This is a genomic window from Granulicella sp. L60 (assembly GCF_009765825.1).
GTDB lineage: Bacteria > Acidobacteriota > Terriglobia > Terriglobales > Acidobacteriaceae > Edaphobacter.
Map to the genome: position 1 here is coordinate 162,722 of NZ_LMUR01000015.1, position 19,782 is coordinate 182,503.

Here is a 19,782-nt window from a genome sequence, read left to right on the forward strand (position 1 = left end):
ATCTTAGTAGAGATTCTGTACTGACTTGGAGCGATGAAAGAAGTTACTAATGCAGCGTTGTCCAGAATGCAGCCATTCGGTCGGTCATCATGCACACGCCTGTCCGCAGTGTGGCTCAATTATTGCTCTTGCCAGAAAAGCGGAAGAGGAAAAATTGCAATCGACTGCGATGGGTTATTTGCTGATGTTCGTGCTCGCAGTTTTCGTTGTTGCCTGGCTCTGGCGTCATTCCAAGCAGATTATTAGTTTCATCATTAGCCTTTGTGTGATTTTATTTGCTGTTTTAGTGCTTTGGTTGTTGGGGTGGCTCTTCATTTTGGGCATAAAGTGGCTTTGGAGACGAGGCTCGCCGCAATACTAATTGTTGAGCGATGGTGTAGCGAGTGGTGCGTACACTCGAACACAAATCAAGGATTTTTAAACAACAGGGTGGATCGTTTCGGAATATCTAGTGGTTGTAAAGGATATCGTTGATCCAATTCGAAGGGTTAATGATTTCTCAGTAGCAGCGAGCGAGGTTAGCCAGTTGTCAAAGTTGTATGTCATTGCTGATGCCAGAACTTTACTGAAGCACGGAGTATCGGCGCAGACGTTCGCAGAGGCAATTCGAGCAGCTGGGGTACGAATGTTGCAGTATCGAAATAAAGCTGGTGCGCCGCAGGAGATTCTGCGTGAGGCTGCGGTTATTCATAGGGTGTTTGCGGGAAGTGGGTGCCGGATGATTTTGAATGACCGGGCGGATCTTGCGGTGCTGGCCGGGTGGGATGGTGTGCATGTTGGGCAGGGGGATCTTGCGCCGGAGGATGCGCGCAGGGTGGTTGGGGATGGGCGTTGGGTTGGCGTTTCTACGCACACGGAGGAGCAGGTGCGGGTGGCGGATCTGAGTGGTGCGGATTATGTGGCGGTTGGGCCGGTGTTTGCTACGGGGACGAAGCTGGATGCTGAACCGGTGATTGGGCTGGAGGGCGTGCGGCGGGCGCGGGCGCTGACCGTGAAGCCGATTGTGGCGATTGGTGGGATTACGAGGGGAAATGCGCGGAGTGTGATCGAGGCGGGGGCGGATTCGGTCGCCGTGATAAGTGCTTTGCTGGCTGAAGGTGAGTCGGTCGAGAGCGTTGCGAGAGACTTTATCAAAATTTTACGGTAGAACTAACGAGCGTGAATCTTTTGAAAAATACGATAGCAGATCCCTCCGCTTCGTTGCGGGACGACAAAAAGGAGAGCATGCCGGGTGATGCTGGATCGTCCGCGTCGTCTCCGCAGTTCGTGCAGGGGATGGGGTTGTTCTCGGCTACGGCGATTGTGATGGGCTCGATGATTGGGTCGGGCATCTTCATCGTGTCGGCCGATATGTCGCGTGGTTTGGGTTCGCCGGCGCTGCTGATTGCGGCCTGGCTGGTGACTGCGGCGATGACGATGATCGGCGCGCTGAGCTATGGGGAGCTGGCGGCGATGATGCCGAAGGCGGGTGGGCAGTATGTCTATCTGCGTGAGGCGCTGGGGCCGCTGTGGGGATTTTTGTATGGATGGACTCTGTTTCTGGTGATCCAGACGGGTACGATTGCTGCTGTTGGGGTGGCGTTCGGCAAATTTCTGGGAGTGTTTTTTCCTGCGGTAAGCGCACAGAACTGGCTTTGGCATATCGGGCATGTTCCGGCGTGGCATGTGGGGCCGATGGTGCTGGGCAACATGGATATCGGGTTGAATACGGCGAACCTGGCGGCGATTGTGGTGATTACGCTGCTAACGGCGCTGAATACGCTCGGTGTAAAGATGGGCGCGGCGGTGCAGAATGTCTTTACCTCTGCGAAGGTGCTGGCGTTGGCGACGGTAGTACTCGTGGGTGTGCTGGCGAAGAATGCTGATGCGGTTGCGGCGAACTTTGGTGCAGGGTGGCATAACTTCTGGGCCGGAGCCGGGTGGCACTCCCTGCATGCGGTGCAGGTTGGGATGGGCGGGCCGACGACCTACGTGGGGCTGTTTACCTTGCTGGCGGTCGCACAGGTCGGGTCGTTGTTCAGCTCGGATGCTTGGAACAATGTGACGTTTACGGCGGGTGAGATCAGAAATCCGAAGCGGAACCTGCCGCTGTCGTTGGCGATTGGTACGGGTGTTGTGCTGCTGCTATATGTGCTGTGCAATTTTGTTTATCTGAGCGTGCTGCCGATGGCGGGTGATCCGGCGGCGACGACGGTGGTGGGGCAGGGAATTAAGTTTGCAGCGGAGGACAGGGTTGCGACGGCGGTGATGGAGCAGGCTGGTTCTCACTTTGGACCGGCGGGTGCGGGGTTTGGGGCGAAGCTGATGGCGGCTGCGATTCTGATCTCGACGTTCGGATGCGTGAACGGGATGTTGCTGGCTGGGGCGCGGGTGTACTACGCGATGAGCCGGGATGGGCTGTTCTTCAAGTCGGTGGGGAGGCTGAGCGATCGCTCGGGAGCGCCGGTGAATTCGCTTTGGGTGCAGTGGGCGTGGACGTGTCTGCTGTGCCTGTCGGGGAGCTACGGACAGCTTCTGGACTATGTGATCTTCGCGGTGCTGGTGTTTTATATTTTGACGATCGCGGGATTGTTCGTGCTGCGAAGGACGCGGCCTGATGCAGCGCGTCCGTATCGTGCGATCGGGTATCCTGTGCTGCCGGCACTCTATATTGTGTCGGCGTTGTGGATTTGTGCAGTACTATTGCGTTACAAACCTCAATATACCTGGCCTGGTTTGATCATCGTTCTGCTGGGCGTGCCGGTGTACTTTGTATGGACGCAGATGCGCCGGACGAGTGCGGTTGGGGAAGCGTTGTGAACAGTTTAAGGAAAGTGGAGAAAGTCAATTAATGAGTAATCTGCTGGCAGTCAAGCCTCTCTCTCGTCTGTTGAAGGAGGCGGAGAACGAGGGTGAGAGCGGACTTAAACGTACTCTGGGCCCACTGAATCTGATTACGCTGGGAATTGGGGCCATCATCGGCGCGGGGATCTTCGTGTTGACCGGGCAGGCTGCCGCGAAGCATGCCGGGCCGGCCGTGATGTTGAGTTTTATTGTTGCGGGTATTACGTGTGCGTTTGCGGGGCTCTGCTATGCGGAGTTTGCTTCGCTGATACCGATTGCGGGTTCGGCCTACACGTATGGATATGCCACGCTGGGTGAGTTTGTGGCGTGGATCATCGGCTGGGATCTGGTGCTGGAGTATGCGTTCGGCGCGGCCACGGTGGCGTCGGGATGGAGTGGATACTTTGTTGGTCTGTTGCAGGACTTCCATATTCATATTCCGCCACAGTTAACAACGACTCCTGGCAATGTGCTGTATCTGTATCACGATCGGTGGCAGGCGCTGGCGGCTCTGCCTGCGGGCATCAACGCGTCGTCGCTGCCGCATGTGCATGGACTTTTCAACCTGGTTGCGTTTCTTGCTATCGCGGCGGTGACGACGATTCTTATCATCGGGATCCAGGAGTCGGCGAACCTGAACTCGGCGATCGTGATTGTAAAGCTCGGCGTGGTCGGAGTTTTTCTGGTGCTTGGGATCGGATACATTCTGCATCATCCGGCGCAGGCACATGCAAACTGGACTCCGTTCATTCCGCCGAGTGAGGGGCCGGGAAGGTTTGGGATAGGCGGCATTACGGCGGGTGCGGCGTCGATCTTCTTCGCGTATATCGGCTTCGACGCGGTTTCTACGGCGGCGCAGGAGGCGAAGAATCCGAAGCGGGATATGCCTATCGGGATTCTTGGATCGCTGGTGATCTGCACGCTGTTGTACATTGTTGTGTCTGGCGTGCTGACCGGGCTGGTGAACTATAAAGCGCTGAACGTGGGTGACCCGGTGGCCGTGGGGATCGATGTAACGGGCGTTCGCTGGGGCAGCATTCTGGTGAAGATCGGCGCGGTCTTTGGGCTCGCGACGGTAATGCTGGTAATGTTGCTGGGCCAGTCGCGTGTGTTCTTTTCAATGTCCCGCGATGGGCTGCTGTGGAAGTGGGCGGGCATAATTCATCCGCGGTTCCGTACACCATGGATCTCGAATATTGTCGTGGGCGCCATCGTCGCATTCATGCCGGCGCTGTTGCCGATCGATAAACTGAGTGAACTGGTGAATATGGGTACGCTGTTGGCGTTCGCGATTGTGTGCGCCGGAGTGTGGATTCTGAGACGGCGGAACCCTAATCTGCATCGTCCGTTCAAGACTCCGTTTGTGCCGCTGGTTCCAATCCTTGGAATCATCAGTGCGCTATACCTGGTGTGGACGCTGCCTACGCTGACCAAGGTAGTGGTGCTGGGATGGCTGCTGTTTGGGCTGGTGATTTACTTCACCTACAGCGTGAAGCACAGTAAAGTTCAGAAGGCGCTTCGAGATGGAGTGGAGTAGTTCATCTGGAGAAGCGAAGGAGGCCCAGCTTCGGCTGGGCTTTTTTCTGCCTGGGCCATGGCAGAACTTACGTAGAGTTAGTGCGCGTGGATTGTTGATCGTTTGGGCAAGCCGATCGACATACTGCCATCAGGAACTTCCACCCAGATCTCGGTCCCTCGTCCGGGAGTTGAATGAAGCCTGAACTGTCCCCTAACGAGTTTCACTCTTTCATTCATGCTCAGCAGCCCGAGACCTTGCGAACTCGCACTACTATCAAAGCCGATCCCCGAATCCTGAATTGTCATATAGATGGTGTTTTGTAGCTTTGTCAGAGTTACTGCTACCTCCAGAGCATGTGCGTGTTTTAGCGCATTGTTCAAAGACTCCTGAGCTACTCGGTACAGGCACAGTGCAACGTCTTCGGAGACAGGGTCTTCGAATTCGTCGGCGCGAAGATCGACATGAAAGTTTGGCTGACAGATTTTACGACTCAGATCTTTAAGCGCGGCGTTCAGCCCAAGATGCTGCAGTTTGTAGGAGTGCAAATTGTGTGACATCTGGTGAACGTCGGAGCACAGTCCGTCAAGTTCATCGCGCAGAACCTCGAGGCGGCTCACCGAGATCGGAGTGGTGTCGGAGTGTTGACTTGCCAGCAGAGCGACCTCAGATGCGGCTAGCGACAGCCTCTGCCCTATATCATCATGTAACTCACGGGATAGATGTTTTCGCTCATTCTCCTGCGACTGTATGAGTTGAGAGGCTAGGAGATCTATCTCGACCTGTCTTCGGCGTAGTTCGTCTTCCTTGACGTGGTGCTCAGTGAGATCCTCAATGGTCATGAGGATGCGAGAGTCCTCAAGGGGATGTTGCTCCATCAGATGAAGTTCGATTCGTGCCGGTATCAAGGACGAGTCTTTACGAATAAGATCTATCTCGCAAAGATGAAATTGCGCAATCATCTGGCCTGACAGATTTTTCAGAAGAGAAGTCTTATCGCATTGGCTCGCCAGATTGATTACGTCGTCACATCTCATCTGCCGGAGTTGGCACTCTGAGTATCCGAGCAGGCAGTGAAAGGCCGCATTCGCCAAAACGAATTGTCCCGAATGAGTAAGGGTAGCCATCGGGGTTGTCGACGACAAGAATAGCCGACGAAAGCGCTCTGTGGTGGCTTCGGACTCCTCATGAGCAAGCTTTCGTTGATAAGAATTGGAAAGTACATTTTCCAGCAAAGTGTAGTGTTCTACGATGCCGTCTGACCAATCTATTTCCGTCGATGTGGACAATAGGACCATAAGCGTCTTGCCTAGCAAGAGGGAGTTAGATGGCAGCAGGGCGAGCGAGCGAACTCCGCACGCTTTGAGAGATTGTTGATCGACTTTTGCGCTTGCAGGCAGATCCCAAAGACTTTCGATGATCACGGCCTTGTCAGCACGTAGTAGGTCCAGACACCACGGCAATCCATCCAATCCGCCGCTGAAAGTAGATTGGGCGGAAGGGAACTCGCAGGTCGAACTTAGAACTTCCACCAAGCTTCCTGACTCGCCCAGGGAAAACCAACCGGTCTGCTCCGCACCTTCGATTTGCATTAGATCAGCGATCGCCCGCTGACTGATCTTGTCAATTTCATTGCTTTCACACTCTGCGAGCTCGGTTGAGGTGCGCAGGATGACTCTTCTTGTCTCGAAGCTCTGTTGCCGTCTGTTCGTAACCTGTTGCAGGGGCCTGAAATCGGTGCTCAGCATGAATTACCCCTTACTTTTCTGCCGATCATCGGATTGTCCAGCGTCTCTGTGGGCCGTTTACTCGATAAATTGACAATCCTTGTCCGGCGGACGGTACCGAGAGTAGCGGTACAGGTGGAAGATTGGGAGTAGAAAGATGAGGCCTGACCTGTATTACTCGATCACCGCGAAGCGCGATGCCCAAGTTCAACATCAGCTTCTGTCGTCTGATGCCAACATAATACACAGTTTTGTCGTAAGGGCATGCAAATTAAGACCTGTCAGAATTAACAGGTCTATCTGAGATTCACACTTGTAGGTTATTCACCGAAACTAGTGGAGCAGAAAAATACACCGTCGCGAGCCGACGATAGGGCGGTAAGAAGATCGAACGACATCCGACGCTTTAGTACATAACCGTATCCCACCAATCTTGCTTCACGCATGTAATCCTCATCGTCAATTAGAGTTACGAAGACTACACGGGTCGTGCACCCAGCCTCATAAAGCTGCCGCGCCACTGCAATTCCATTGATTTTTGGCATAGAGATGTCGAGGACCGCGAAGTCAGGCTTGAGCTCTCGAATGCACCGTATCGCTTCTTCGCCGTCCACCGCCACCTTAAGGAGGTTATAGGCAGAGTCGAGTAAAGTGCAGGCGGTCTGAATCACCTTAGCATTGTCATCGGCGAAGACAACGGTTGGTCGACCGTGGGTCAAGTAAATTCCCTCCAAACGTAGTTTTCGAATGGTGAAGCAAGTGTCCGATAGGTATAACCCCGCAGCAACTGTCTAGTTGCGCAGCCGACTGCCTACCGTTTCAGCAGGTTGCGAGGGATTATTCTGCTAAGTGTTCTGAATCGCCGAAATTGTACTTCGGTTCATACCTATCAGATATATGACGTATTACACATCATACTGGATTGGTTATCGCATTTTAGATCTGGGGCGTTCCAAGGCAAGAGCCATAGTCTAAGCTAAAACCGTGTGACTACTTGAAAGTCATCCAGATTCTCTTCCTCGATTCCCGGAAGGGATTTTAAGTTGCGTGTGACAGGGCTAGGCTGTCCCGGTTTCCGTCATGTATTGGTCAACCCGGGTCGATTTGCGCGAGATTATGAAACTCTCTATTTCGGTGGAAAGAAGTTCAAATAGGTGATGCTGATCACGACGACGCTTCCGCTCGTCTTCGTCTCTACTCCGAATTGGGGTTCGTAGCGCGCATCAAACGCAAGACGATGCTTTACGTCGGTATATTTCAACTCGGGGCCAGCCCCAAAAGAACGATCGTGCGAACCGCGTGTAAGCGGGCTAACAGCACTTCCGGAGTCGGGGGAGAGTTTTTGATAGGCGTATCCTACGATTCCGGCATTCATCTGGTACTTGAAAAATCGTCTGCCGAAGCTGTATTCGAAGTTCGCCATAGGGCCAGGTTTGAGATCCTCACCCGACTTGCTCTGGTTGATCTCCCAGGTCGATAGTAAGGAAGCATTCCAAAGCTTTTTTTTATCGATGTTGTATGTTGCCCCGGCTTGAATCTGGTGTTCCCAGAAGCCTAACCCAGCATTCGAAGGGCTATTTGGATCGAAACTTCCAGCGGGTATGTAGACGCCGTAATCAAGCAGATACTCTGCTTTTGCTTTGGTCCATCCGAGCACGACTGGTGCGAGAAAGAGGTCGGACACTCCGCCATTCTGGACGCTTTTGTCGAATGTGTCAGCCTGGAGACGTATATTGACGATCGGTATGATGAAGCTCAAGCCATATGTGGCGCCTAGGATGCGCTTTTTCGTAGTCACCTGATAGACAGCGTTATGCGCCACGACCTTGAGATCTAAATCGAGGAGGGTGGAACCGTCGCTCTTCTTGAACGAATCAACGAGATTTAAATAGGGTAGATAACTAAGATAAACACCCGGTGGCAGTGTTGACCCATTTTCGAGGCCAGTAATTCCCTGTAGATAGTGTCCATTTTGCTGCGCGATGAGTTGCTCACTATTGCCGCCGAAAAATAAAAATATAGACAGCACACACATCGTGCAAGCTAGCTTCGCCATTCGATCGGAGGCAGTTCGAAGGAAAACCTGAAGCCGAAGTGAACTCTGGAGATCCCAGGCGACTATCTCTTTCTTGAGCGGATATTCGGGGCGAATTGGATTCAAGCAGGACACTATAAACGAACTCATTGGGACACTCTCCTCGAATCCAAGGACATCCATTCCGTTGAGTGATATCGCTACGATATTTAGATGAAGCACTTAAGGAGTACTGGTAGATGTGACAGCCATCTGGGACATTCACTAAAGGCTATAAAACCGAACCACGGCGGATCTTTTTATAAATTCCTAACGGAAAGACCATCCGATGGTAGAAGAGACGCCCAAGTTGTTCGAAGGGGCGCCAACGACAGGACGATTGTCGTAGTTATCGTAGAAGCTTGCTCGCACATAAAAATCTTTGTAGAACTTGTAATACACGTCCTGATTGAGAGTCATACGAACGCGGCCTGCTGAAGTCAAACTTGGATACACCCAGACTGTTGTGTCGAAGCTCGTAGAGTCGAACCTGAATGTGGAGTACTGAACTGCGGCTGCGGCGTCGAGGCTGCGTGTACTCGCTGTGGATGTGGCATCGGAAGCGTCTTGTTCTTTGGTATATGCAAGCGCACCAATGATCGAGAGATTTGTCTTATTGGTGTAGATCGGTCGTATCGCAAGTGCTCCACCAAGCGTTGAGCGCAAACTGATCTGTTGCTCTGAACTGGAAAGAAAGTTTGCGATAGCGCCCCCATACCAGTTCGACCTGCGGAGCTCAATAAAATATTCGCTCTTTACCGTGGTCTCGCTTGTGTTTTTCGTCTCTTGCTGGCTCGTAAATTGAGAACTGGATGTGAGCGAGAAGAGGTGCGTTGTAGCTTGATAGGTGAGATCTCCTTGGAGCGTCAGGTTCTTTTGGGAGTTGGATTGAGCCAGGTCTACTCCGAGGTCGATGTCACCACGCAGACGTCGAACAAATGTCTCCCCTGTCTCTTGAATGCTGACCACGTCATTATGTGGGATCCCGACCTCATTTCCTGTAACTCGCACGAGATGTTCCGCTGTAGTTTCAGAGAGTATTCCACTCAGTGCCTTGCCATTGGTATCGATGATCACGAACGGTTGTTTTGTATCAATGTGATCTACCTTCTTCCAGTCGAGCACCACGGTCGAGTTAGCGTAATCCTGCTTTATCGTGAGCTGTCCCTGTTCGAGTGAACGTATTTCACAGGTGATGACGTCCCCATTTTTCATATAAACGATGTCGTTGCTCAGGCGGGTGGATGCCCACAGTAATGGCACATAGGCAAGAAGCATCAACCAGCCAAGATAAATGATACTAAGCCGAACTGGACGGACTGCTCTCCTTTTGCATTGATCGCACGGATGAGGAATGATTGACTCGAGGCGTGCCACCCATTACCTCCCGTAGAACTGCCCACTAACCAATCACCCCGTGAGCACGAGCAAGACATGGCGGATCATATGTGGCGCGCCTACTCGATCAAGTTCTATCTCACTCGAAGATCGCGGCGCGCGGTACTGGCACTACTTACAGGTTCTCTATACTGTGGCGAATGCGGTGCCGAGCAACCTGTTTCGAATCCCACTTCGACTGCTTCGTAATTCCTCATTTGCCGGCGTATATAGATGGACCGCTGAAGACTGGCTTCGTTGCTTCATTCAGAATGATCTCTGAGTCCGCATCCGAGAAGAGTTGTAGCAATCGAGCGACCAGTCCGGTCCATCCTGTCTGGTGCGAGGCTCCTATTCCCGCACCGTTATCTCCGTGGAAGTATTCGTAGAAGAGCAGATGGTCGCGCCAATGAGGATCATCTTGAAACTTCGCAGTGTTGCCATATATCGGGCGTCGCTCAGATTCGCCGCGTAAGAAGATTGAACATATTCGTCGCGCGATCTCTTCAGTCACCTCGAAGAGGTTCATCATATTGTTGGAACCGGTTGGACAAGCGACCTTGAATTGATCTCCGTAGTAGAGATAGTGAGATCCAAGGGCTCTCAGCAAAAGAAAGTTCACCGGCATCCATATCGGCCCACGCCAGTTGGAGTTTCCGCCGAACATGCCGCTATCTGATTCCGCTGGACTATAGGCCACTTGCAACTGCTGGCCTTCCATATTGAAGGTATAGGGACGTTCTAGATAGATCCGCGACAAGGAGCGAATGCCGTAGGTGCTCAGAAACTCACTTTCATCGAGGAGATATGACAGTACCCGACGCAATTTTGTTTCGTTCAGGATGGAAAGCTGGAAGCGGTCTTTGTAGCCCGGCGCATCAAGAGGGGCAATCTTCGCTGTAAGTTCAGGGTGCCGGTGGATAAAGGCCTTCATCTCTGTTATGAACCGTGAGTTCGCTCGCTCTGTATCAGGATAAAACACTGTAGCGGCGCAGAGGGGGAGGATGCCCACCATCGTACGCACTTTCAACCGCTGCGCGGTCCCATCTGCCTGCCGAAGAAGATCGTAGAAGAAGCCGTCTTGTTCGTCCCACATGCGATCGTCACATTCTCCGATACGGTCCATTGCTGCCGCAATCCAGACGAAGTGTTGGCAAAATTTGATGGCGAGGTCCTGATAGTTATCGTCGGTCTTGCCGAGTTCCAATGATAGCTCCACCATGTTTTCGCAGAAGAACGCCATCCATGCTGTTCCGTCAGCTTGTTCGAGTGACCCGCCAGTGGGAAGTTTGGCGCTCCGATCGAAGACGCCGATGTTGTCCAGACCGAGGAATCCGCCTTCGAACACGTTGTTGCCCCCGGGGTCCTTCCTATTCACCCACCATGAGAAGTTGAAGATCAGCTTGTCAAAGCAACGTTTGAGAAAGCCGCGATCTTCCACGCCGGTTCGCTGCTTCTCCAGTTTGTAGAGTTGAGAGACTGCCCACGCGTGAACAGGAGGATTTACATCTCCGAAGTTCCATTCATATGCTGGGACCTGGCCGCTGGGGTTCAGGTATAGAGAGTCCAGCATGAGCTCAAGCTGATGTTTCGCGAAGTCGATATCGACTATTGAGAGAGAGAGGCAATGGAAGGCCAGATCCCAAGCAGCATACCATGGGTACTCCCACTTGTCCGGCATTGAGATCACATCGTCATTCACCATATGGGGCCACGCTTTGTTTCGCGTTGCAGTGGTTTTGGAAGAGTCAGAGATGTGTTCGCTTAGCCAGAACCCCAGATCGTAAAAGTAATGCTGTTTACTCCACAACATCCCAGCCAAGGCTTGTCGCATGACGTTCGCTTCGTCCGCACTCATCTTGGTTGGCGTTAGAGCGGCATAGAATTCATCCGCCTCCAATTTCCTGGTTTCCATAGTGAGATAGATTGCAGATGCTGTCATTGGAGCGACACTATCTAATGTTCGCGGACATAGACGAAGCAGAATAGTCGTGGTCTCACCCGCACCAATCGTCAACGAGTATTCTGCGGCGCTCTTCGTTCCTACCTCTAGCCGGTTTATTGCATCTTTCTCTCCTGAAACGAGGTAACGGTGAAATGCGTCTTTGACGAATGGGCTTGTATTGGTCCCTCCAAAGAGGCGAGCGTTATTCGTATCATTCTCTGTAAACAAGAGAGAACACTCGCCGTACGGTCGCAAGACAAACTCGCCGAGCTCGTCATGCTGAGCCAAGATGGCATGTCCGGAAAGTGACGTTACTTTGCTGAGCGAGGGCTTGGCCGGTGTCTCCCACCATTGCCAAGTATTACGAAACCAGAGTGTAGGGAGCACACGAAGAGGTGCCGGGTCGGGTCCTCGATTCGATATCGAGAGACGGATAAGTGTATCGTCTACTGTATTCTTCGCGTACTCTACGAAGACATCGAAGTATCGATCCTGATCAAAAATACCGGTATCCAGAAGTTCATACTCTTGTTCACTCTTCGATCGGAAACTATTGACTTTGAGAAGCTCTTCATACGGGTAAGCCGCATGAGGATATTTATACAGGTACTTCATGTAGGAATGCGTGGGGGTCGAGTCGAGATAGAAGTAATACTCCTTAACATCTTCTCCGTGATTTCCCTCACTGTTCGTCAATCCAAAGATACGTTCTTTGAGAATTGGATCGTGACCGTTCCATAAGGCTAGGCAGAAGCAAAGTCTTTGTTTGTCGTCGGAGTATCCAGCGATACCGTCCTCACCCCAGTGGTAGGCGCGCGATCTCGCCTGATCGTGTGTGAAGTAATTCCATGCGTCCCCATCTTTACTGTAGTCTTCACGGACGGTACCCCACTGGCGTTCACTCAGATAAGGTCCCCAGCGCTTCCACGCCTTGCCATTCTTACAGTCCTCTAGCCTACGCTGTTCTTCGGAACTCATGAACTATCTCCGGGATGGTGATTGCAGCCTCGACGACGGAGGAGTTAACCAGCCAGTAATGCCTTATCGTGTTGCCACTTGACTGCAGATGTAAGGTTTCGGGTGGAGCGACCGGCCATCACTAGTGCTACCGGTTGTGCGAAGATATCGTGCAAGAAACTTTCTGCACACTGTCAGATTTAGCAGATGAGAAAATTGAAGATCGGCCGCATTCTAGATGTAGCTTTGTCAATCTCATTTGAATTTATCTCTCGGTAGGCTAGCAATGGGCATCAGGCGAAGAGTTTGTATGGACCAGCTTCAGCAATGCAGATAAGACAGTTTGGGGGTCGAATGGACCGGCCACGAATATTGATTGCGGACGACCACACACTTGTTGCTGAGGCGTTCAGGACTTTGCTTGAGCCCGAGTATCAGGTCATTAAGTTGGTGGCAGATGGAAGAAGTTTACTCACGGCTGCTGCGGAGCTGAAACCCGATGCCGTTCTACTTGACCTGGGGATGCCTTTGCTCAATGGACTTGATGCTGGCCAGGAGCTCAAGAAACTGCTCCCTAAAACGAAGCTCATCATTCTCACGATGAATGAAGATCCGGATGTCGCCTCCAAAGCGCTTCGGCATTGGGCGTCAGGTTACCTGTTGAAGAAGTCCGCGGGCATCGAGTTGAAGAAGGCAATCTCCGAGGTGCTACGCGGACATTCCTATGTCACTCCAAGCATCGCGCAGAAGCTAATGGACGAGTTCATTCGTGATCCCCGTCCTGACCGAGGCAAAGAGCTTACACAACGCCAGAGACAGGTTCTTCAACTGCTCGCAGAGGGCCGATCAATGAAAGAGGCAGCTGCGGTTCTGGACATCGCCGTCCGCACTATTGCCTTTCATAAATATCGCATTATGGAGGATTTTGGACTGAAGACTAACGCGGACCTTGTGCGTTTTGCCCTGCGGGAGCATATTATTTCGGAAAACTGATCCATCGTTACTAGGAATTGAAGCACTAAGGAGACTTCGACCCGAAGTTCATGTGCGGTCCGCCGCGTCTGGGTAGCTCTGCATATCGCTCATCGTCGGTACCTGTCAATTTCTACAGTTCAGAAGGTATCAAGGCAGGGGTAGCTTCTCTGATAGAAGCTGAAAACGTGATGTTAGAGGTGTCCTATGTCTGGCTTCTCCAGTCGCATCGCGGGGAGTAGCGATGACTGATCTTGCTTCCATGAACCACCGCAGGTTTATGCTGACCGAGGGCGGTCCTACATACCGACTCGAGACACGTGTGGGGTTGATTCGTGCGAATTCAACACGCATTCTGAGAAGGGCACTCCTTTCGATCCTGCTCACCTGGATTCCTCTGTCGATTTTTTCAGCAGTACAAGGCTACGCAACAGGGCATATGGTTCCCGTACCTTTCCTTCACGACTTTGCGGTTCATGCAAGATTCCTCTTAGCTGTTCCTCTATTGTTGCTTGCTGAAACGCTCCTGGGACCGCGTCTGGCACATGCTGCGAGCCATTTCGTAGACTCCGGCCTGATTTTGGAAAAAGATTTTGCACGGTTTGATGTTGCGATCGAAAGTGGACTCCGATGGCGTGACTCAACCGCCGTCGAAGTCATCCTGATATGTATGGCATATGTCTTCACCACCATAAGTCTGGTATCGACGGCAATTCATGTTTCTACATGGTACGCGGTAAGGGGTGACTCGGGTGTTTCGCTTACCTTGTCTGGATGGTGGTTTGTATTGTTCTGCGTTCCTCTGTTTCAGTTCCTGACCTTACGTTGGCTCTGGCGCTTGTTTCTATGGGCTCAATTTTTGTGGCGCATGAGTCATCTGGATCTACAACTTGTGCCAACGCATCCTGATGAAGCCGGGGGATTGGCCTTCTTAGGTGAATCCCAGCGGTTCTTTGGGGTTGTTCTTCTCGCCTATTCGATCGCCGTGGCCGGCGTACTGGCGAACGGAGTTCTATACGACAGATATCCGCTACCGCACTTTGCACCCGCTATAGCCGCGTATGTTTTTGTCGCAGTCACGATCGTCCTTATCCCGCTGCTAGTGTTCTCGGGAACGTTATTGAAGACGAAAAGATTAGGTTTGTATCAGTATGGAACACTAGGTACGGAGTACACATCGTCTTTTCATAAAAAATGGATCACCGATCCTTGTCCTACTGGAGAAGTGCTACTAGGCACGGGAGATATCCAGTCGCTTGCCGACTTGGGAAACAGCTTTGCCTTCGTAGAGAAGATGAACGCTGTGCCCATGGGGCCTCGGACGCCGATTCATCTGGCTCTTGCATGTCTTATCCCGATGGCGCCTTTACTACTGACGATGATGCCTCTTGCAGAGCTTTTGAAAGTGTTATTCAAAGTGATTCTTTGAAGGCCTGATTTGTAGAGGGAGACAAGGGTATGCCACAGTCTAAAACTAAGAAAAATTCAGCAGCAGCCAGTGAGCGTGTCAACCTTCGCACAGTACTACCAACTCTCGAGACATTGCGCGAGTGGGGAAGTACGATGCGAGAGCGCGTACCGCGTGAAGCGCATGGACAGTGGAAGCCCGACGAAAATCGCGAAGATATTCTTTCGATCATCAAAAAAAGCAACGTGGGTCGTCAACAACATCTGGTTCCACTCAGAATGCAGCGTATGGCAGCTTCGCCATTCGCTTTTCTCCGAGGAGCGGCTGTCGTCATGGCATATGACCTATCTAAGACCCCGACGATGGGATGTAATGTGGTGCTCGCAGGAGATGCGCATGTAAGCAACTTCGGGTTGTATGGATCAGCGCAGAGGGAGCTTGTCTTCGATATTAACGATTTTGATGAGACGGTAGTTGGTCCTTGGGAGTGGGATCTCAAACGGCTGACGGCGAGCGTGAATGTGGCTGGTCGAGAAAATGGCTTGAGCGGCAGGGAGCGGCGAACCGCGGTGATGCAGGCCGTTGAAGGATACCAGGACAATATGAACCGTCTGCAATCCATGGGCACACTGGATATCTGGTACCTCCATGCCTATCCAGGACAAGCGAATGTCCTGCGCAAAGTGCCCGCAAAGGCGCTGGCAATCACGAAAAAGGTCATGGACAAAGCACTTCAGTCGGACAACCACATGCTCTTGAAAAAGATCGCAGACAAAGACACGAATGGAAGGTGGCAGTTCCGTGAGGACCCTCCTATCTTGACTCGTGTGAGTTCGATCATGAAAAACAAGTTGATTACAGCGTTGGAAGATTACTCGCTCACCCTGTCCCGTGAACGTCGCCACATGCTGTCTCGTTACCGTGTGGCGGATGTCGCTCACCGCGTCGTAGGGGTGGGGTCGGTTGGTACCAGAGCCTACCTCGCATTGTTGATGGGTAAAAATGACGATGATCCGCTCTTCCTTCAGATTAAGGAGGCCTCATCTCCAGCACATGCTCCCTATCTTCCGTCGAGACGGGCTGAGTTCAACCACGAAGGTCAGCGGGTCGTCATTGGCCAGCGTGCACTTCAGGCCTCCAGCGATGTCATGTTGGGATGGACAGATATGGATGGCCGCCCTTATTACGTCAGGCAGATGAAGAATCTGAAGGCTTCAGTCCCGATCGAATGGATGAGCGGAGATGCCTTTGACTTTTACTGTTGGGCCTGCGGAGCGCTGCTGGCACGGGCTCACGCGCGAACCAGTGAGGCGGCACAGATTGCAGGCTATTGCGGCAGATCAACTGTCTTGCGAGAATCGTTTGCCGAATGGGCTGAAGCCTATGGCGATCAAAATGAGATCGATCATGCCAGACTAGCGGCCGCCACCAAGCCAGGAGGTGGGAATAGTGTCGAGGCAGAGTAGAGCGAACTGCAAACAACTGTGAAATACGTCCAGGATCTACTGAGATTCACTCGGAGAAGAGTTGGACAATGGATGGGATCAACTTGTGCGGATCATTGATCCATCGGGGAGGCTCATGATGAGACGTTACCCGCATTGGAATTCGAATGACATCTATCGTTGCGTGCTCATCATCACACTTTTTTTTCAGTGGGGCGGCTCATCGGAATTGGGAGCACAGAACTTACCGACCACGGTGAAGTTGGCTACCGGACAGAACTCCACGACACAGTCGAACTCTTCTGACTCCACCAAGGCGCTTGTTGAACCATTCCTGCCTGTTGATCTCCTTGGACGCACCTCTCCGCATGGATGTGTATTGGGGTTTTTGCGATCTGCTGAGGCTAAAGACTATGAGAAAGCTGAGCAGTATCTCGATGGGAAACGATCTCCGCAGGAAGGTGAGGAGTTAGCAGGCCAGTTGAAATATCTTTTAGACCAAGGACTATCGACGAGCATCGATGATCTTTCCCGGTCGCCCAAGGGAGATATAGAAGATCAACTGCGACTCTCGCGGGAGAATATCGGAACCGTAAAGTTGCCGAACGGCGAGCTAAAAGTGATGCTCGATCTTGTGAGACATCCTGACGAACCACCGGTGTGGCTCTTCTCTCAGGAGACGCTCAATCTCGTTCCGGGCGCTTACGCAAATGTTCATCACATCGATTTAGAGCATTTCTTTCCAGCCTGGACGGCGAAGATTCGGATACTGTCGGTACCATTGTGGCGTTGGGGCATCATCTTATTCTCACTCTTGTCTATCTTTGGAGTCGCATCGCTTCTCACTAGAGTGACACTTTGGCTGCTGCACAGAGTCTTCAAAGAGAGGCTGGCGGTTGGCGTAGAGGCATCCGTCCTAGGTTTGAAGACACCCTTCTTTTGTTTGATCGTAGCGATTATGGACCGTTTGGCTGGCGGGTATGCCATCACGGCTCTCGGACGGCATTACTGGCGATCGGCAGGATTCGTTCTCGCCTGGATAAGTGCTGCTTGGCTACTAGTGCGGCTCACAGACATCATGATTGGGTTCGTGCGTCACAGGCTTTTACTGCGAATGCAAGCGGAACGAGTAACGTTCGTCACGCTGTTGGGACGGCTCTTCAAAGTCCTAGTCGGACTTGTTCTCGTTATTGCGCTGCTAACCCATGCCGGTGTGAATGTCTCCGCTCTAGTTGCTGGCTTAGGCATTGGTGGAATCGCACTCGCTCTCGCAGCTCAGAAGACTCTGGCCGATTTATTCGGTGGACTTTCGATCGTAATGCGTGGAGCTGTGCGGGTAGGTGACTTTTGCCAAATCGACGGAATCAATGGGACGGTTGAAGATATAGGAATTAGTGCGCTGAATCTGCGGACATTAGATCGCTCCGTCGTGTCCATTCCAAACGCGAAAGTAGCAGAAGCTGCGCTGGAGAACTTTTCACTGCGCGAACAGTTGTGGTTGCATCAGATATTCACACTAAGATTCGATACTCCTCATGACGTCGTGAAGGTAGTGTTGGATCAGATCGACCAGATTCTAGGATCTCATCCGGAGATAGATAAAGACTCGGCAAGAGTGAGGCTCATTAGCCTGACTGCGAATGGGCCACAGATCGAGGTCTTCGCTTACTTTCAAAGGCCAGGCGCAGAGTGGGCGGTATTTCTAGAGCAACAGGAGAAGCTAATCCTCAAGATGATGAGGGCGATGGAATCGGCTGGGACCAGCCTCGCTGCCCCAATCGGTGTCTTATGGATCGACGGAGATAAACAGCCAAGCTCTTCCTTGGAAAAAGCATGAGATTTACAGAGGTGGAGAAGGGGAGAAGATAGTGGATGCGGCATGTACGCACGTCGGACGAAGTTCAACTCATCTGATCTTATTGCTATTTACATTTTCTCTTATCGAATTTAATGCCGGCGAGCGTTGGCTTCAGTCCAGGCGGCGGATGTAACGCTGCCTAGCGGATCCGCGCTCATGGCTTATACCCCATAAGAATTTATGAATTCCCATGGCTATAGCTTCGGCCTAGTGTGAATAGCAGAGGGAAGGAAATGAATACAGGGGATACAGAGAGCAAGATAGGAAAAACAATAGCAATTATTGGCGGAGGCGTCAGTGGAAGCCTGACAGCATATCATCTGATTGAGCAGCATGCCCAGGCTCGCATCGTGGTGATTGATCCTCGCCCCGAGTTGGGACTCGGTCTTGCATATTCGACCCCGAGCTTTCGTCATTTGCTTAACGTTCCTGCCGGCAAGATTAGTGCGCTGCCAACGCAGCCGGAGCACTTCCTTAGTTGGCTTCGAGCTAATTACGATGCCGAAGCTACTACGGATACGTTTGCATCTCGCGCCGTCTTCGGTCGATACATCAGAGCACTTCTGGAGGAATCTTCGGAGATTGAGCAGATTCGGGCCACAGTCGTGGACTACCGTCCTGTTCCTGCCGGAGGTGTTCTGCTTCTGAGCGACGGGAGCGAGCTGCGCGCAGAACTTGTAGTCCTGGCAACTGGGAACTTTGTCCCTTCGACTCTTCATGGGGTCAGCAAGGAAGCGACTCTATCGGGCACTTACCGACACAACGCCTGGTTGCCCGACACCTTCGATGGACTGGAGAGCGATGCGCCGGTCACATTGATTGGTACCGGTCTGACCGGAGTGGACGTACTACTCAGGTTGCGTGAGCTAGGCCACCGTGGAATCATTACGGCTGTTTCAAGGCATGGTGTCTTCCCGAACCGCCACGCGCCGTATACATTGGTACGTCATTCGGCTATACCCATCGGGACGCCGGCTACATGCCTCGCGTATTTACGTGTTCTGCGTGCCGCCATTCGTGACGGAGCGGAGTGGCGTGCTGCCATCGATAGCCTGCGTTCTACGACTAATGAACTCTGGATCGCACTTCCTCACAGGGAGCAGGCACGCTTTCGCCGTCATCTCATGCGGCGTTGGGACATTGTGCGCCATCGCATGGCTCCGCCAATTGCCGATCTCATCGAGGCGGAACTCGCAGTCGGTTCACTCGTGGTTCGCAAGGGAAACCTTGTAAGTGTTGAAGCTTCGACGGGGGGAGCCACCGTGAAGATCCGCACTTCCAGGGGGTTGGAAGAGCTTGCAACTGGCCGGGTAATCAACTGCACCGGTCCCGGCATGGACTATCGTCGCGTCGATTCGCCGTTGCTCAGAAGCCTTTTCTCTCAACGTCTCGTGACGACTGGTCCCCTGGGCGGAGGCTTCGACTCCTCAGAGTGCGGGGCGATGATCGGTGTGAATGGTCTTGCCTCTCCTGTCTTGTTCAATCTCGGGCCAGGACGGCTCGGTACTCTACTCGAATCGATTGCTATTCCGGAGATACGACAGCAGGCAGTTCAATTAGCAATGATGTTAGTCCAACGCATTGGAAATCTCGAGCAGCCAAAATCTATTTCTAGGTCTCAGGCTTCGAATGGAATTCATACGCGATGGTGACTGCAGTCTTGAATCGAGAGCCTGCCTC

Annotated in this window: 14 protein-coding genes; 9 read left to right on the forward strand and 5 right to left on the reverse strand. The window is 52.4% G+C overall.

Annotated elements, in window-relative coordinates; genetic code table 11:
* The first annotated feature begins 49 nt into the window (after positions 1–49).
* The 4 genes from GSQ82_RS07910 to GSQ82_RS07925 all read left to right on the forward strand — a co-directional run bounded on the left by GSQ82_RS07910 (position 50) and on the right by GSQ82_RS07925 (position 4,360).
* Positions 50–361 (forward strand): hypothetical protein, encoded by a 312-nt coding sequence (locus GSQ82_RS07910; RefSeq protein ID WP_158791755.1) that lies wholly within the window; start codon positions 50–52, stop codon positions 359–361.
* 165 nt (positions 362–526) lie between these two features.
* On the forward strand, positions 527–1,147 hold the full coding sequence (thiE, locus tag GSQ82_RS07915; RefSeq protein ID WP_158791756.1) for a thiamine phosphate synthase: 621 nt from the start codon (positions 527–529) through the stop codon (positions 1,145–1,147).
* A gap of 77 nt (positions 1,148–1,224) precedes the next feature.
* Positions 1,225–2,799, forward strand: coding sequence for an APC family permease (locus GSQ82_RS07920; protein WP_158792182.1), 1,575 nt, complete (start codon positions 1,225–1,227; stop codon positions 2,797–2,799).
* A 31-nt stretch (positions 2,800–2,830) separates the two neighbouring features.
* Positions 2,831–4,360: an amino acid permease gene (locus GSQ82_RS07925; protein WP_158791757.1), complete on the forward strand. Its 1,530-nt coding sequence runs from the start codon at positions 2,831–2,833 to the stop codon at positions 4,358–4,360.
* A 77-nt stretch (positions 4,361–4,437) separates the two neighbouring features.
* Here the strand turns inward: GSQ82_RS07925 and GSQ82_RS07930 are convergent, their stop codons facing one another.
* From GSQ82_RS07930 to GSQ82_RS07950, 5 genes are all read right to left on the reverse strand, one after another.
* Complete coding sequence (locus GSQ82_RS07930) at positions 4,438–6,087, reverse strand: ATP-binding protein (RefSeq protein ID WP_158791758.1); 1,650 nt, start codon at positions 6,085–6,087, stop codon at positions 4,438–4,440.
* Positions 6,088–6,386: 299 nt separating this feature from the next.
* Complete coding sequence (locus GSQ82_RS07935; RefSeq protein ID WP_158791759.1) at positions 6,387–6,785, reverse strand: response regulator transcription factor; 399 nt, start codon at positions 6,783–6,785, stop codon at positions 6,387–6,389.
* 407 nt (positions 6,786–7,192) lie between these two features.
* Positions 7,193–8,227, reverse strand: coding sequence for a transporter (locus tag GSQ82_RS07940; RefSeq protein WP_158791760.1), 1,035 nt, complete (start codon positions 8,225–8,227; stop codon positions 7,193–7,195).
* A 183-nt stretch (positions 8,228–8,410) separates the two neighbouring features.
* Positions 8,411–9,418, reverse strand: coding sequence for a DUF481 domain-containing protein (locus GSQ82_RS07945; RefSeq protein WP_158791761.1), 1,008 nt, complete (start codon positions 9,416–9,418; stop codon positions 8,411–8,413).
* A 313-nt stretch (positions 9,419–9,731) separates the two neighbouring features.
* Positions 9,732–12,440: a glucosidase gene (locus GSQ82_RS07950; RefSeq protein WP_158791762.1), complete on the reverse strand. Its 2,709-nt coding sequence runs from the start codon at positions 12,438–12,440 to the stop codon at positions 9,732–9,734.
* Between the two features lie 333 nt (positions 12,441–12,773).
* Here GSQ82_RS07950 and GSQ82_RS07955 point away from each other — a divergent pair, with 333 nt between their 5' ends.
* The 5 genes from GSQ82_RS07955 to GSQ82_RS07975 all read left to right on the forward strand — a co-directional run bounded on the left by GSQ82_RS07955 (position 12,774) and on the right by GSQ82_RS07975 (position 19,754).
* Complete coding sequence (locus GSQ82_RS07955; protein ID WP_158791763.1) at positions 12,774–13,412, forward strand: response regulator transcription factor; 639 nt, start codon at positions 12,774–12,776, stop codon at positions 13,410–13,412.
* Positions 13,413–13,635: 223 nt separating this feature from the next.
* Positions 13,636–14,820, forward strand: coding sequence for a hypothetical protein (locus GSQ82_RS07960; RefSeq protein WP_158791764.1), 1,185 nt, complete (start codon positions 13,636–13,638; stop codon positions 14,818–14,820).
* Between the two features lie 134 nt (positions 14,821–14,954).
* Entirely contained in the window at positions 14,955–16,265 is a 1,311-nt protein-coding gene (locus GSQ82_RS07965) for a DUF2252 domain-containing protein (RefSeq protein ID WP_256370073.1), read from the forward strand.
* Between the two features lie 115 nt (positions 16,266–16,380).
* Positions 16,381–18,081: a mechanosensitive ion channel family protein gene (locus tag GSQ82_RS07970; RefSeq protein WP_254061500.1), complete on the forward strand. Its 1,701-nt coding sequence runs from the start codon at positions 16,381–16,383 to the stop codon at positions 18,079–18,081.
* 254 nt (positions 18,082–18,335) lie between these two features.
* Positions 18,336–19,754, forward strand: coding sequence for an FAD/NAD(P)-binding protein (locus tag GSQ82_RS07975; RefSeq protein WP_158791766.1), 1,419 nt, complete (start codon positions 18,336–18,338; stop codon positions 19,752–19,754).
* Positions 19,755–19,782 lie beyond the last annotated feature (28 nt).

Bases quoted from the DNA above. Each gene is read 5' to 3' on its own strand.
- GSQ82_RS07910 (WP_158791755.1), top strand. From the start codon at position 50: ATGCAGCGTTGTCCAGAATGCAGCCATTCGGTCGGTCATCATGCACAC.
- GSQ82_RS07920 (WP_158792182.1), top strand. From the start codon at position 1,225: ATGCCGGGTGATGCTGGATCGTCCGCGTCGTCTCCGCAGTTCGTGCAG.
- GSQ82_RS07975 (WP_158791766.1), top strand. From the start codon at position 18,336: ATGAATACAGGGGATACAGAGAGCAAGATAGGAAAAACAATAGCAATT.
- GSQ82_RS07965 (WP_256370073.1), top strand. From the start codon at position 14,955: ATGCGAGAGCGCGTACCGCGTGAAGCGCATGGACAGTGGAAGCCCGAC.
- GSQ82_RS07960 (WP_158791764.1), top strand. From the start codon at position 13,636: ATGACTGATCTTGCTTCCATGAACCACCGCAGGTTTATGCTGACCGAG.
- GSQ82_RS07970 (WP_254061500.1), top strand. From the start codon at position 16,381: ATGATGAGACGTTACCCGCATTGGAATTCGAATGACATCTATCGTTGC.
- GSQ82_RS07930 (WP_158791758.1), bottom strand. From the start codon at position 6,087: ATGCTGAGCACCGATTTCAGGCCCCTGCAACAGGTTACGAACAGACGG.
- GSQ82_RS07945 (WP_158791761.1), bottom strand. From the start codon at position 9,418: ATGCTTCTTGCCTATGTGCCATTACTGTGGGCATCCACCCGCCTGAGC.
- GSQ82_RS07925 (WP_158791757.1), top strand. From the start codon at position 2,831: ATGAGTAATCTGCTGGCAGTCAAGCCTCTCTCTCGTCTGTTGAAGGAG.
- GSQ82_RS07950 (WP_158791762.1), bottom strand. From the start codon at position 12,440: ATGAGTTCCGAAGAACAGCGTAGGCTAGAGGACTGTAAGAATGGCAAG.
- GSQ82_RS07955 (WP_158791763.1), top strand. From the start codon at position 12,774: ATGGACCGGCCACGAATATTGATTGCGGACGACCACACACTTGTTGCT.